This is a genomic window from Vibrio sp. 1F169, from assembly GCF_041439605.1.
In the GTDB taxonomy this organism is placed as follows: Bacteria; Pseudomonadota; Gammaproteobacteria; order Enterobacterales; family Vibrionaceae; genus Vibrio; species Vibrio tasmaniensis_A.
This window is the reverse complement of sequence record NZ_JBGOOI010000054.1, coordinates 18,206-32,678: the sequence shown is the minus strand read 5'-3', so window position 1 is coordinate 32,678 and position 14,473 is coordinate 18,206. Positions and strand designations below refer to the sequence as shown.

Below are 14,473 nucleotides of genomic sequence, written 5' to 3'. Positions count from 1 at the left end.
CATCTGTAGGATCGTTCAACTGATCAGGAAAATGCTTAAATGATCAGTGTTACCTATGAAGGGCGGTTTTTTTGTATCTGGTTTCTACTCCTGAAAGGTGTTGTCTCAGGTTACAGAGTCATTCGAAAGGCTTTAGAAATCAAAGGTTGAGAATGAATACGCTAAGATATGGTCGGCAATGTATTTGTGGGTGGCGGTCGTTGAGTGTGTTACTCCCCAGAAGACATAGCTGTCTGATCCGTACGCTGCGCAATCATTGGTTAAGCTGTGACTTTTTAGGTAGTCGGCTGCTGAGCTTCTATTGATATTTAGGCAGGCATCACTCGCGTTTCGAAAGCCATGTTGCTCTGGATTATCGGTAATGCTGGCGAACAACGCGCTTGCATCGAACAACACCACGTTTTTACCCATGCTTTGGTAATACTTGGCCTGCGTCTTGATGAATTGATTGAACTCTAAAATCTTGCCACGAACTTTAATGATCTCTTGTTCAGTTGAGTATTTGAATTGAGGTGCTTTGGTTGCATCAGGCAAGGTGAACAGCAGGATACTGTTTGCACCAGATTCCGTTAAGCGGATCAAAGCGCTGCTGAAATCGGCTTTTACATCGGCCACTTCTCGGTTGTAGTTCATAAAGTCATTGAGGCCAAACTCCAAAGTAAACAACGAGTTTTCTGGGCGGTAGTTTTTGGCGATTTTCATATAGGTTAAGTAAGAGGTGACTTGGTCATATACTCCGGTTAATGCGACGTATTGATTGGTGCCAGCTGCCCCACCTACTGCCCAGTTATAAAGAGGCACATCTTTCGCCTTGGCTAAATACTCTGTCCAGACTAAACCGTTTGAAAAGTGCCCTAAAAACCATGAGTTAGCGTTCGGGAAAACCCATTGAGAACCGTTAAATAGGTTACCAGTGTCAGAAAGACTATCACCGAAGGTGACGATACGGTTGATGGTGTTCGCTTGGACAACGTTGTCATTTGTCCAAATCGAGTGGTTATAAGAGAAGCGATTGTCTGCGGCAAAGTAAGTGATGTCTGCGGCATCATTTTGGATGTCGAGCGTTTCTTCACAACGTTGCTTGATTTCAGGCTGGGGCGTATCACTGTAAAACATGTTTTTGAAGGATACAGAAGACCACCAGTATCCATTGATCGTGTAGTAATCACCATTTTCTTTTTTTGCCCATTTCCAGTCGGTGGCTGGAGAGTCATGTGAGGCATCGGTTCGATACCAGCATCGAACATAAGAATAGGTCTCGGAACCTTGTGTACCAAATACTTGTGCGGATGTAATGGATTCAGGTGTCGGTATTGAATCTTCAGCAGCATAAGCGCCAAAAGGCAGGGTTAACGCGAGTATAAAAGCCGTATTTTTCATCACTGTATTCTCTTTTATATTTAGTGAGCCAAACAAAACGTTGTTGCTTGTGACTGTTTTAATAACTAAATTGCAGATAACTGGTATGACCTATATCTAAAACCAATAGCTCTCGTCAATACATTCAGGTTGTTAGCGGCTCATAACTGGCATAAGTGTCAAAGTTTCAACCACTTTTTGATTGAAAAAACAATGGCTTCGAAGTGAAATGGCTAATATCTAACATTTGATTTTAACGAACTATCGCAGGCAAACACGTCGTCATTGACCGGTATGTGATGACTTGTCTATTGAATGCTAAATGAAAACGTTATCAGAAGGGTGAGAGGTAAATTATAATTTAATCAGTAGCTTACCCGTTGGTAATATCAAGCGACGTTGCATTTTCTATGTTCATCACAATTGTTTAATTCAAGTTCAATATCACAAATATCAAGTTGTTACTTTTTGTTTTATAAAATCATCATCTACGGTTTTCTTACTCATCAGAGGTCTAATCTGTTTAAGGAAAGAGCATTGAAAAAGATATTAATTTGGACGATAGCCTGCCTATCCAGTTTTGGCGTCTATGCCGGAACAAGCGCATCAGCATTAGAAACCAGCGGATACACTGCAACGAAATACCCTATTATGCTGGTACACGGTTTGTTTGGTTTCGATACATTAGCAGGCGTGGATTACTTCTATGGCGTACCGGAGTCTCTAACAAAAGATGGTGCGAGCGTATACGTTGCTCAGGTTTCAGCTACCAACAGTTCCGAAGTTCGTGGTGAACAGTTACTCGCTCAAGTCGAGACGCTATTAGCCGCGACAGGCGCAAGTAAAGTGAATCTAGTCGGTCATAGTCACGGTGGTCCTACTGCGCGCTATGTCGCATCGGTTCGACCTGATCTTGTTGCTTCGGTGACGAGCATTGGTGGTGTTCATAAAGGATCTAAAGTGGCAGACCTTGTTCGCGGGACGGTATCTGAAGGGTCAGTTTCAGAAGGTATCGCGGTTAAATTGGCTGGTGGATTGACGGCGCTTATCAACCTATTATCTGGTGGAACGGATCTTGATCAAGATGGCCTTGCGTCTCTTGAAGCGTTGACCACTGAAGGTTCGCTTGCATTCAATCAGTTTTACCCTGAAGGCGTGCCAACGTCTGAGTGTGGTGATGGTGAATGGCAAGCAAACAACGGTGTCTATTACTATTCATGGACAGGCTCTTCCACTTTTACCAACCTTCTTGATCCTACCGACGGAGCGATGACAATCCTTGGTTTAGCTTTTAATGAACCTAATGACGGGTTAGTGGGAGCATGTAGCGCGCATTTGGGCAAAGTGATTGGTGATGACTACAAAATGAATCACCTAGACGAGATCAATGGACTATTGGGTATCCACCATCTTTTTGAGACCGATCCAGTGACCTTATATCGTCAGCACGCCAATCGATTGAAGTTGGCCGGCCTTTAGGTAGCACTAACCGTTCATTAAGAGAATAAGGAAAGTATGATGAAAAAGATCGCCATTTTGTCGATAACCACGATAGCCCTGATGAGTACAGCGGCGGTCTTTTTATATCTAAAGAAGGAAGATACAAGTTCATATAATAACAGCGAACAAAGCGCTTCTTCATTGAAGGTTAGCTCTCAACAAGATACCGAAATCGATAGTGCGTCAGCTAAAGACATGATGGAATATTTCGTGTCAGGCAATACAGAATTAACCCTCGAAGATATTCGCGACAATGTGGCAAAACACCACGAGCAATCACAAGCTACGATTGTCGATGAAGCACTGTTTGCCAAGTATCTTGAGTACAAGGCGGCACTGACAGCATTAGACGTGCAGTTCGACAACACCTCTATATCCGCTGAGGACTTACGTGCACTGAATCAAGCTCTCCTCGATCTTCAAGCACAGTTTTTCAGTGAGAGCGAGATAAGTATTTTGTTTACCCATGACAACAGAATGAGGGAAATCGCTTTAGAAAAGTTACTTCTGAAACAAGAAGGGCTAGACGAGTCAGAATATCAGCAAAGGCTTGAGTCTTATCTATCTGAACAGCCAGATTACGTTCAAGCCAGTCATCAAAATCAGGTATTACTCCCACAGCTATCCAGTTCAGAAGGTCTAGACGAACAAGGTAAATACTTGAAAAGAAGCGAACTGGTCGGAGAAGAAGCGACACAGAGGCTCGAAGCGCTTGATCAACAAAGGGCGGACTTTGATGGAGCTTTAGAAATTTACTTTGTTGAACGAAATGACATTTTGAATGACTCCGAACTCTCTGAAATTGAGCAACAAGAGACTATCGCACAGCTTCGGACTACGCATTTTCAGCCACAACAGCTGAGAAGGGTTGAAGCGATTGAAAGAATCAGAGCTGCTCAGAGCGATCAGTAATCTCCAGAAATTAAAAAAGCCAACTACTGATGACTCAATAGTTGGCTTAATAATGAAGGACGGTTACTGCAATCTGTACATGCTAAGTAAGTGCTTACAGTTTAAGGCTTAAATTTTGTATCCTAGAGCCTATACCATAAGCCGTTACAGCTTGAACCTTAAAGCTTATTCGCCCTTAAACCTTACTCCTTAAACCTTACTCCTTAAACCTTAAAGAAGCCCAACTGCTGCTTTTGTTGTTCAGCGAGGTTTGATAACTCGTGGCTTGCTGCTGCTGCTTGGGTAATGCCTGTTACATTTTGGCTTACTAAGCTGTAGATATTTGAGATATTACGGTTAATGTCTGAAGTCACTTGGCTTTGCTCTTCTGCAGCAGCGGCGACCTGAGTGTTGATCTCCGTGATATCCGTTACTGAGTTCGCAATGCCTGAAAGTGCAGAGCTTACCTCACCTGAAAGAGTCTGGTTATGTTCCAACATAGACAGCGAACTGCTCATACTCTCATTCGCGTTTCCAGATTGAACCTGCAAGCCTTCAATGATGGTTTGGATTTCTTTGGTCGAATCTTGTGTACGTGCTGCTAGCATTCTCACTTCATCAGCTACAACCGCAAAACCACGTCCGCTTTCACCTGCACGAGCGGCTTCAATGGCAGCGTTAAGCGCAAGAAGGTTAGTCTGCTCTGAGATGCTTTGAATAACCTCAATGACATTACCAATCTTCTCTGAGTGCTCTTTTAGCGTGCCAACAACGTTCGCAGCTTCGCTAAGCTGAATCGCCATTTGCTCGTTTGCTTGGTTACTTTCATTAAACAAGCTCATGCTGTGTGTCGCCATTTCGTCAGCTTGCTTAGACGCGGAGTCGGCTTGTACTGCATTTTCGTTGACGTTTGCTGCTGTGCTCTCAAGTTGATTCACGGCAGAAGCAACTTGTTCCACTTCTTGCTTCTCTTGGTCTGAGTTCGCACTTGATTGTGTCATTACAGCAGCTAGTTCAGTCGATGCTGACGCAACTTCGATGCTGATTCGAGACAGTGAACTTACCGTGTCACGCAATTGCTCAACGGATTTGTTTACGTCTTGCGCAAGACGTGAGATCTCATTGTCTCCATGTTCTTCGGCTTTTACTAGCAGGTTACCTTTTGCTACTTCGCGCATGGTTGCCTGAATATTGTTGATTGGTTTAACAATGATGCCAGCCAGTGTCCAGCTAATAACAAGAGCAATAGAAAGAATCACTAAAAGCCCAATAGTCGCAGTATTTAGGGTGCTAGTGTGTTGCTGACCATTGGTATGGACTTGTTGAGTAGCAAGCAAGTTTAGCTTTTTAGAAAGAGTGTCGATTGCTTTTACCATTTCATTACCTGCATGGCGGTATTGGTCAACCGCTGTTTGGTAGCTTGTATCAAAATCAGAAGGTAGGATTGAATTGTCGTGCTTTGCCTTTAACAGGGGAAGCATGGTATTACGTGAGAAGTTAACGTAGTGGTCCATCGCCTTGGTCATTGCTGCGACTTCATCTTGCATACCTGACACTGTTTCCAATGAGTTCAACAGCCGATAATTTTGTTCACGTTTTTGGTTAAGCGTTTCAACGAGTGTGTTTACATCATCAGGATTAAACAAGCTATAGATTGCTTTGATGCGCATGCCGTAGCTATTGTCGACGATTTCGCTGAGTTCTTCTTTATGTAGAATGAGTTGATCTGTCGCTGTTGATACATCTTTAAATGCGTTTTCCAGCTTGTCACCACCGATGATGACACCTGTCAAAAGTAATACGACGGAAAAGAGCACTGGAATAAGAATTTGAACTTTAATTGATAAGCCACTGAGAAGTTGGCGCATGTACTGTCCCTTAATAAATAAATAAATAAATGCAATTGCTTTTATTATAATTAGCCCGCAATTCTAACTAATGAGACTAACAATTCAATCAGTAATACATTCGATTTAGATATATGCGATAGGTAATTGATAAATTACGGTTATTTATTGTGCAAGATGAGCGTTTTTCTTTATTTCTCTATGGTTTTCCCGTTATGGTTTGGTGTGTGGTAATTGGTAATATTCGGTATTGGTGGAATGTTGAACGATTTGGGTTAAATAGATTGAAATAAGTGTTTAACGTTTATGAGTTATTTAAACTTATTGCTTCAAGGTTATTTGACACGAAAAAAGACGAAAATAAATGTCAGCTGTCATATAGGCTTCAATTTAATGAAACACAACTGTCACATTCAGATTCTAAAGTGGGCACCGTTCAAGTTAAACACAACGGCAATAACGCCACTTAAGGAAATTTGTGATGAAAAAGACAGTTATCGGTGCAATCGCTCTTTTAGGTGCACTAACAGTGACTCCAGCTTCAGCTAAAGAAACTATTTCAGCAGTTGGTTCAAGCAGCGTGACGCCACTGATGGAAGTTTTCTCTGAAACATACATGAAAACGAATTCAAACGTATTTATCGAAGTACAAGGCCCTGGTTCGTCTGCTGGTGTTAAAGCGGCGAAGAACGGCAGTGCAGATTTAGGTATGTCTTCTCGTAACCTTAAAGATAGCGAGAAAGAAACAACACTCGTTGAAGAAGTGGTTGCTCGTGACGGCATCGCAGTCGTGGTTAACCCTAAGAATGGTCTTGACGGTCTAACGGCTGAGCAAGTAACGGCTATCTACAAAGGTGAAGTAACAAACTGGAAAGACGTTGGTGGTGCGGACAAGCCAATCGTAGCAATCACTCGTGATACAGCATCGGGTACTCGCGGTGCATTCGAAGACATCATGTCTCTTAAAATGAAGATTTCTGGCACGAAAGTATCAGCAATCTCTCAACGTGCTCAAGTTGCTAACGGTAACGGTGCACTAAAAACAATGGTTGCATCTAACCCTTACGCAATCGGCTATATCTCTTTAGGTACAGTAGATAACTCAGTAAACGCGCTTGCAATTGACGGTACTGAAGCATCTGTAGACAACGTTAAGAACGGTTCTTACAAAGTAGCTCGTCCTTTCCTAGTACTTTACAAAGAAGGTAAGCCTTCTTCTGAAACTCAAAAGTTCCTAGATTGGATGCTAACTGACGAAGCTCAATCTCTTGTTGAGAACAAAGGCTACATCTCAGTTAACTAATCTATATCTCAATTAATTAAATATTGCTCAGCCTACCTTTTCAGGCTGAGCCTTTTCTATCCCACTTCGAGTTAATCCGTACGCTTATACAGCGTGTTAAGGATTTCGATATGTGAGACTTGTTATGACCATCGCAACGAATAGTGAACAGCTTATGAATAGCGAAGCGACTCAACTGAAACGCGGCTTACGTAAAAAGAAGCGTGTAGATTGGAAAGAGCGTATTTTTCACGGCTTATTCCTTACTAGCGCAATCATCGGCATCGTATCCCTTGCTGTTATTGCTTTTTTCATCGTTAGAGAAAGTATCCCTGCGTTCCAGGAAGCGGGCCTATCGGGCATCGTGCTAGGACAGAACTGGCTACCACCAGCACTTTACGGTGTTGCTACCATGATTGTGGCATCTGTCGTATCGACATTAGGTGCAGTAGTGGTCGGTGTGCCGATTGGTGTATTAACGGCAATTTTTATTGCTGAAATCGCGCCAAAGCGTCTGGCGGACATCATTCGTCCTGCTGTCGAATTGCTAGCGGGTATACCTTCGGTAGTTTACGGCTTCTTCGGACTCGTTATTATCGTTCCCCTGATTCAAAACGTATTTCAAGTGCCTGCGGGTAACACGATTTTGGCGGGTATTATTGTTCTGGGTGTGATGATCCTTCCGACGGTAATTACGGTTTCTGAAACCTCAATCCGTGCTGTACCAAGAACGTACAAAGAAGGTTCCTTAGCGTTAGGTGCTTCAAAGATCTTTACCATCTTTAAGTTGCTCGTTCCGGCTGCTCGCTCAGGCATCATGACGGGCGTAATTTTGGGTATTGGCCGTGCTCTTGGTGAAACGATGGCAATCATTATGGTGATGGGTAATGCGCCAGCAATGCCTGAAGGTATTCTAGATTCAGCGCGTACACTAACCGCGAACATTGCGATTGAAATGTCTTACGCGAGTGGTATTCACGCAAGTGCGCTCTATGCGACGGGTGTTGTTCTCCTTGTTTTCATCATGTCTCTGAATGCAATTCTCCTTTACTTGAACCGTGAGAAGGCGAGGTAACATTATGTCTTTAGAAAATAACGTAGCACCTCAAACTAATCCTACGAACCCGCAAGGTAAGACGATGAATAAAATCGCGTTAAAGAAAGCCCGCGCACGTAAAGACGCCGTTCTGAGTGGTTTTATATGGGCTGCTGCCGCGTTAACGGTGGGCTTCTTGTTCTGGATTATGTGGTACATCCTCTCAAACGGCTTACAGCACGTTGATTGGAATTTCATCACGGATGACTACACGCGAACGGGCGATGAGCACGGTATTTTCCCGATGATCATCTCGACCATCTACATGGTTATTGCTTCGATTGCGGTTGCGGCGCCATTGGGTATCATGACGGCAATCTACCTTACTGAATACGCAAAAGTAGGCAGTCGCTTAGTTAAGATCATTCGATTTTGTACCGAGTCATTAGCAGGTATTCCGTCAATCATCTTCGGTTTGTTTGGTATGACATTTTTCGTGGCTATTTTAGGTTTAGGTTTCTCAATCCTATCGGGCGCGTTGACACTGAGTATCTTGATTCTTCCAGTGATTATACGTACTACTGAAGAAGCATTGATGGCGGTATCTCAAACTTATCGCGAAGGATCGTATGGTTTAGGTGCTTCTAAAATCTACACAATCTGGCGTTTGATTCTACCAAGTGCAATGCCGGGTATTATCACTTCAGTTATTCTGAGTATTGGTCGTGTTATTGGTGAATCAGCGCCAGTATTCTTGACCGCAGGTATGGTTGCTCGTATCCCAGATTCATTATTGGATTCTGGCCGTACATTAACCGTTCACTTATATAAGTTAACGACTGAGCTATTTACCATTGAAGAATGGAATCAAGCATACGGCACAGCAACAGTACTGATTGTTCTTGTACTGCTGATCAACACACTCACGAAGTTGATCGCAAGACGTTTTAATACTGCAACTTACTAAGCAGGGTTTTCTAGAGCCAAATGAGCTCCTAAAACAAAAACAGTACAGACTTTGACGAATTACGAGATTACGAATATGAACAAATTTAATATTAAAGACCTAGACCTTTTTTACGGCGAAAACCAAGCGCTTAAATCAATCAACCTACCCGTGCCAGAGCGCCAAGTGACCGCTTTGATTGGCCCGTCGGGTTGTGGTAAATCAACGCTATTACGTTGCTTGAACCGAATGAACGATCTTATTGAAGGTGTAAAAATTACCGGCCTTCTTGAGATGGATGGCGACAACATCTACGGCAATATCGATGTGGCTGATCTACGTATCAAAGTCGGCATGGTTTTTCAAAAGCCAAACCCATTTCCAATGAGCATCTATGAAAACGTGGCATACGGACTACGTGCTCAAGGTATCAAAGACAAAAAGCACATTGATGAAGTGGTTGAAAGTTCACTTCGCGGCGCGGCGCTTTGGGATGAAGTGAAAGATCGTTTGAAAGCACACGCATTCGGTTTGTCTGGTGGTCAGCAGCAGCGCCTGTGTATTGCTCGCACCATCGCAATGCAACCTGACGTAATTTTGATGGATGAACCTACTTCAGCTCTTGATCCAATTGCGACTCATAAAATAGAAGAGTTGATGGAAGATCTGAAGAAGAACTTCACTATCGTTATCGTAACGCACTCAATGCAGCAAGCCCGCCGTATTTCAGATCGCACGGCTTTCTTCCTAATGGGGGAGCTTGTAGAGCACAACGAAACCAGCGTTATCTTCAGCGAACCAAAAGATGATCGCACTAAAGGTTATGTAAACGGTGACTTTGGTTAATTGCTTAATCGATAACGTGGTCAATACCACTAACTGAAACGCAGGTTAGATAATCGATTCGATTTACAGAATTATCACTATAACTATAAGCGATGGAAGTTTTGCCCCACTTTAGGTGGGGCTTTTTTATGCTGTTAAAAAGCATCACATGTCGACGAAATTTTGGGCAGGAAATCCCATTTTTGTAGTCCTTCTCATGCTTGTGATAATGCAAAAGGTCAAATTGCGACCCACTTAACATCTCATTTTTAGTTACATTGATTGCATATCAAGGCTTCTGTATTTTTGCGTTATTCTTATTAGCCAATGGATCAACGCCGTGCATGTTAAAGCCTTTGCAAAACAGATATCTGCTACGCGTGACCACCGTTTATTGGCTGAGTCTCTGTTTGACTACCTGATTAAAATGCTTGGTCCCCAAGGGATCGGAATATTTGCAGAGCCAATACCAGAAAGCGACTCGTTACCGTTGTTTTCCTGCGGTGAATTAACTTCTCTTGATCATTACCCTTCAACATTTTGGCCATGGGTTTCACAGTTCGACACTGCAGACGGTGTGTTACCGATGTCGCTCAATACGTGCAAGTGGGAGCACAGTAAAGCGCTTGGTGGAGAGTCGTTCATCATGATGCTCGACAACGCACCAGCCTGTAGAACTTATTTAATTATTCAAAATTGCATCGCAGAAAAAGTTAATCAAACCTTTGACCAAGGGCTGGATGGCCTTCAATTAGCGGCAGCTCGCTGGCAGTGTATTCGCGCAGAAAAAAATGCAGCTATCGAGATTAAGCATAGGGATACACGTGAAGCGCAATATCTTGATGAAATTAAGCTTCGAGAGTTGTTTGTCGAGAATATGAAATTGGTTCATCAGGTGGCGTTAGAACTCTCGAACCCTGAATCATTGGACGCACTCTACAAAGCATCGGTAGAGGCGGTACGCGATAGACTTGGTTTTGATCGCGCCATATTTATGTTGCTTGATATGAAAAAGCGTTGCTTTAGTGGCACCTATGGCACCGATGAACTAGGAAAAACCAACAGCGAACATCACACTCAATATGACCTGCATCAGCTTGAATCGGAATATATTGAGGCATTGTCTGACAACCACACTAACTTGGTCGTTATTGAACATGCTCCACTCTACACTGAAGGTAAGGTTGTAGGGCAAGGGTGGAATGGTATGCTTATCTTGCGTGAAGGGGATAAACCCGTAGGGTGGATTGCTATGGACAACTACATTCACCGCTCGCCAATTACCAATTACCAAAAGCAGATGCTTGAATCGTTCGGCTCTCTGCTGTCTCAGATATACATTCGTAAACGCCAAGAACTGAACATCCGAATGCTGCATTCGAGTATGGTTGAGTTGTCTCGCTGCGATAGCGTCAGTGCTGTATGTAAGTCTGCCGTCAGTTTTGCTATTCAGCATTTAGGCATTGATCGATTAGCCGTTTTCCTTACCGATAAAAATTGCAGTTACATGCAAGGTACTTGGGGTACCGACATAAAAGGCGACATTGTCGATGAGTCTTATTATCGCTCCGAGCTGGTAGAGCGCGACATTGTGTCTGCAGCTCGTACTTACCCTAACCAAGTTGCTTTTGAAGAATCGGTCCCAATTTATCATGATTATAATATTGTCGGAGTTGGCTGGACGGCAATGACAATGCTCACCACAAATACAGGCGTTCCGATTGCGTTTATCGCTGCGGATAATTTGCTAACACGAAGCCCTTTAACTTCACAACTGCGTGAAGTGATACGTATCTTCGCCTCTAGCCTTGCTGAAGTCTTACAAAGAACCATGGCGCAAGAAGAGATCAAAAAGCTCAATGAAACCCTAGAACAAGAGGTTAGCAAGCGAACTCAAGAGCTTGAAAATGCCAATGAACAGCTCGATGTGATTTCTAAACTCGACCCGCTGACTCGTCTTGGTAACCGCCGTATGCTGTCACAAGTTTTAGATGATCTGAATTGTGAGGAACAAGGTGCATTTGCTACGCAGAATGAGGTCACCTTTGGGTTAATTCTTGTCGATCTTGACCATTTTGGTTTGTACAACAGTGTCTATGGCCATACTGAGGGGGATGTCGCTTTACGTGCCATTGGCAAGATACTGAGCACTCATGTTTACGGTGATCAAGAAACCTTCTGCCGTATCGGCGGTGAGGAGTTTATGTTGTTGATGATCGGCACCAATCACACAACAACAAAGCAGCGTGCAGAGTCGATTCGACAAAGTATTGAAGATGCAAAAATTCTCCATTGTAAAAGTAGCACTAGCCAATATTTAACCGCGTCTGTGGGTTATGCATCGATAACTTCGGATCAGTGCCAGTTCGATTTTGATTTGTTGTATGGCAAGGCAGATAAGGCTTTGTATAAGGCGAAAGATTCAGGGCGAAATAGAATTGTCTCTGCTCTAAAGCGAAGAAAAGTTGCGGCTACACTGACTTAGTGTGGTATCTGTTTTTCCCGTTCTCAAAAACGACTGAAGCCGTGATGATCACAATGTGGTCATCACGGCTTCGTTCTTTTTTTTACTTAGATTTTCTGCCTAATTAGCTTTCTGCTTACTTAGAACACCGGTTAATTAAAGCCTTTCTAATGTGCTCTTGTGTGCTTTGTTCGAGATGCGTTTTGGTTTCTTAACCGCTTTGATTGCCTCAGAAGGGTCCCATGACTGACTTGGTGAGCAAGCTTCAGCATAGAGGCTCTGATTTAGCTTGGTGAGCTCAGCTTCGATTGTTTCTAACGTCTCATCACTCAAGTCTGGGTTTTCTGTTTTCCACTGTTCGAACAAGGTTCTCGTCTTCACACCGTCTTTCATTTTCAGAGCTGCAATAAGCGCTTCTGCCGTATCGGATTGACGTTCATCTTTTTGCTTTTGTTTTACTGCTGTAGCGCGGCGTGACCAGAAGTAAAAAGCAACCGCAGAGCTAATTATCCATAAAGCAGCAAACAGCGCCGTTAGATAAGGCCACATTCCTGGGTTTTCAACGGTAACAATCGTCGGGCTAGCTTGTTGTGCCGGTGCTTCAATCGCTGGAGGAGGCATACTTGATGTTGCTCGCTCACTAGCTTGTACCGACAATTTTAAGCCAAGCGCTTTACTGGTTTGTTCCGATTGAGTGTCGGTGTTGAACCAAGCTTGAGACACATCAGGAAGCGAGATATTTCCGGCTTCTTTCGGAATCAATACTTGCTTATAAACGACCACAGCATCACCAGACTGGGTTGTGCCAAATTGCGGTTTCTCTTCATAAACACGTATCGATTTAGGGTAGGTGATGTTCAGTTTCGGCAGTTGGTGTTGTGTTAAGTTGCTAGCCGTCATAGTGATAGTTCGAGTTAGAGAATCGCCCGCTTCCAATTCAAAACCTTGCTTATTACTATCGAAACCATTGCTATCTGTTAGCTCATTACCTTGGCTGTCTGACCATTTCTGTAGCAACTTGAAGTCAGAGGTCGGTAACCACTCACCTTGATAGCCTTTTGGTACAGGCTTGACGGTGACATTTAGACTTTCAACAGGAGTATCGAGCTGGAAAAGACGAGTTTTGCTTGAGTTGTTGGTTGAGTAAACAACAGCACCGGTTAACTTTGGCCCTTGAAGCTGAAATTGTCCTGCTTGCTGTGAGGATATATGGAAAGATTGCTGAACAACTGTGACTTCTTGTCCGTTGATAACATCTTGGAACTGTTTCGACTCACCGATGGGTTCCACGTCCAAATTTGATGAGTTTGGTAGAGAGATTTGGGGATCTTGTAATCTTCTTGGATCCGCTTTGATGATGAGTTTTACATCAAGTTCCGCGACCTCTTGAGGGTATAGCGAGTCTTTACTCAGATTAAGTTGAAACTCGGCCATATCACTCTGCTTTGGAGCGGCTTTATTAACCGAAACGTTGATGGTGATCGGTTGGGTTTTGGCGCCTTCAATATCAAAGCTAGGAATATCTAATCGGCCTAATCGAAGTGGGGCAAGGGTAATATTCCACTCGCTAGACACAGTGCGGCTACCATTGATGATTCGCATTGATGACCCAAAGCTTGGGGTGCCGACGTAGAAATTCTGTTGGAGAGCCGTTAGATCTAAAGCACCTGACGATACTTTTTCATCGGTTGCGACTCTAAGTAGGAAGACTTCATCTTTAGTTACGCTGTTTTGTGAAACGCTCGCTACGGCCGTTGCTGCCAATGCAGAGAAGGAAGATAAAGCTCCCAGCAACAAAGTCAGGAGTATTGAGAAAAATGGCTTGTTTAAAGAGCGCATGGTTACCACTTTTTGTTTTGGTTGTTAGGAGCACTTTTTTGGCGTGCTTGTAGAATCATTTGCGCTTTAAGCAGTTGGCTCGGGTCACGGGCGCTTTCTACTTGCTCAAGCTTTCGCATATCCGGATCGCTCGACATAGGTTGACCTGATGCTTGTGCTGCAGCTGGTTGAGTGTTGTTATCACTGTCTTCCTTAGCAGCCTCTTGTGCTTGGGCAGTTTGAGATGCTAAGTCACCTTTGTCCTGTGACTGTTTATCTGCTTGATCCGCTTTGTTTTGTTGCACAGCTTGCTTGTCGCTTTCTTCATCCGTCTTGGAATCAGAGCGGCTATCATCAGCTTGGCTTTGGTCAGTATTCTGATCTTGGTTTTCACTTTGATCTTGTTTGTTGCTTTGATCTTGGCTACCACTTTGACTTTGCGACTTCCCATTGTCAGCTGAGCTTTGTTGTTGATCCTGCGAGCTTTGCGAAGAATCGTCTTGCT

The 14,473-nt window shown here is 43.5% G+C and carries 10 protein-coding genes and 1 pseudogene; 7 read left to right on the top strand and 4 right to left on the bottom strand.

Annotated features, from left to right (window positions below):
- Positions 1 to 132: 132 nt before the first annotated feature.
- Complete coding sequence (locus ACED53_RS17485; RefSeq protein ID WP_029225496.1) at positions 133 to 1,380, bottom strand: SGNH/GDSL hydrolase family protein; 1,248 nt, start codon at positions 1,378 to 1,380, stop codon at positions 133 to 135.
- A gap of 516 nt (positions 1,381 to 1,896) precedes the next feature.
- Here ACED53_RS17485 and ACED53_RS17480 point away from each other — a divergent pair.
- On the top strand, positions 1,897 to 2,838 hold the full coding sequence (locus ACED53_RS17480; RefSeq protein ID WP_012600192.1) for a triacylglycerol lipase: 942 nt from the start codon (positions 1,897 to 1,899) through the stop codon (positions 2,836 to 2,838).
- A 39-nt stretch (positions 2,839 to 2,877) separates the two neighbouring features.
- Entirely contained in the window at positions 2,878 to 3,771 is an 894-nt protein-coding gene (locus tag ACED53_RS17475; RefSeq protein WP_017101005.1) for a lipase secretion chaperone, read from the top strand.
- A gap of 203 nt (positions 3,772 to 3,974) precedes the next feature.
- Here the strand turns inward: ACED53_RS17475 and ACED53_RS17470 are convergent, their stop codons facing one another.
- Positions 3,975 to 5,618, bottom strand: a complete 1,644-nt coding sequence (locus ACED53_RS17470; protein WP_017101006.1) for a methyl-accepting chemotaxis protein — start codon at positions 5,616 to 5,618, stop codon at positions 3,975 to 3,977.
- 460 nt (positions 5,619 to 6,078) lie between these two features.
- On the opposite strand from ACED53_RS17470, the gene ACED53_RS17465 reads away from it, so the two are divergent.
- The 5 genes from ACED53_RS17465 (at position 6,079) to ACED53_RS17445 (ending at position 12,171) form a co-directional block, all read left to right on the top strand.
- Entirely contained in the window at positions 6,079 to 6,900 is an 822-nt protein-coding gene (locus ACED53_RS17465; protein ID WP_009845822.1) for a phosphate ABC transporter substrate-binding protein, read from the top strand.
- Positions 6,901 to 7,024: 124 nt separating this feature from the next.
- The gene (pstC, locus tag ACED53_RS17460) at positions 7,025 to 7,954 is read left to right on the top strand and encodes a phosphate ABC transporter permease subunit PstC (RefSeq protein WP_009845821.1); all 930 of its coding nucleotides are present in this window, start codon (positions 7,025 to 7,027) and stop codon (positions 7,952 to 7,954) included.
- A 64-nt stretch (positions 7,955 to 8,018) separates the two neighbouring features.
- Positions 8,019 to 8,882, top strand: a complete 864-nt coding sequence (pstA, locus tag ACED53_RS17455) for a phosphate ABC transporter permease PstA (protein ID WP_012600195.1) — start codon at positions 8,019 to 8,021, stop codon at positions 8,880 to 8,882.
- A 75-nt stretch (positions 8,883 to 8,957) separates the two neighbouring features.
- Positions 8,958 to 9,707: a phosphate ABC transporter ATP-binding protein PstB gene (gene pstB / locus ACED53_RS17450; RefSeq protein WP_009845819.1), complete on the top strand. Its 750-nt coding sequence runs from the start codon at positions 8,958 to 8,960 to the stop codon at positions 9,705 to 9,707.
- Positions 9,708 to 10,026: 319 nt separating this feature from the next.
- Complete coding sequence (locus ACED53_RS17445; RefSeq protein WP_017101007.1) at positions 10,027 to 12,171, top strand: GGDEF domain-containing protein; 2,145 nt, start codon at positions 10,027 to 10,029, stop codon at positions 12,169 to 12,171.
- A 135-nt stretch (positions 12,172 to 12,306) separates the two neighbouring features.
- Here the strand turns inward: ACED53_RS17445 and ACED53_RS17440 are convergent, their stop codons facing one another.
- Both ACED53_RS17440 and ACED53_RS17435 read right to left on the bottom strand, forming a co-directional pair.
- On the bottom strand, positions 12,307 to 13,989 hold the full coding sequence (locus ACED53_RS17440; RefSeq protein ID WP_029225497.1) for a BatD family protein: 1,683 nt from the start codon (positions 13,987 to 13,989) through the stop codon (positions 12,307 to 12,309).
- Positions 13,990 to 13,991: 2 nt separating this feature from the next.
- A pseudogene (locus tag ACED53_RS17435) lies at positions 13,992 to 14,473 on the bottom strand (hypothetical protein); the annotation flags it as partial.

What these genes read in the sequence shown, in the direction of transcription:
- pstB (WP_009845819.1), top strand. Translation starts at nt 8,958, where the DNA reads ATGAACAAATTTAATATTAAAGACCTAGACCTTTTTTACGGCGAAAAC.
- pstA (WP_012600195.1), top strand. Translation starts at nt 8,019, where the DNA reads ATGAATAAAATCGCGTTAAAGAAAGCCCGCGCACGTAAAGACGCCGTT.
- ACED53_RS17465 (WP_009845822.1), top strand. Translation starts at nt 6,079, where the DNA reads ATGAAAAAGACAGTTATCGGTGCAATCGCTCTTTTAGGTGCACTAACA.
- ACED53_RS17440 (WP_029225497.1), bottom strand. Translation starts at nt 13,989, where the DNA reads ATGCGCTCTTTAAACAAGCCATTTTTCTCAATACTCCTGACTTTGTTG.
- ACED53_RS17475 (WP_017101005.1), top strand. Translation starts at nt 2,878, where the DNA reads ATGAAAAAGATCGCCATTTTGTCGATAACCACGATAGCCCTGATGAGT.
- ACED53_RS17485 (WP_029225496.1), bottom strand. Translation starts at nt 1,380, where the DNA reads ATGAAAAATACGGCTTTTATACTCGCGTTAACCCTGCCTTTTGGCGCT.
- pstC (WP_009845821.1), top strand. Translation starts at nt 7,025, where the DNA reads ATGACCATCGCAACGAATAGTGAACAGCTTATGAATAGCGAAGCGACT.
- ACED53_RS17470 (WP_017101006.1), bottom strand. Translation starts at nt 5,618, where the DNA reads ATGCGCCAACTTCTCAGTGGCTTATCAATTAAAGTTCAAATTCTTATT.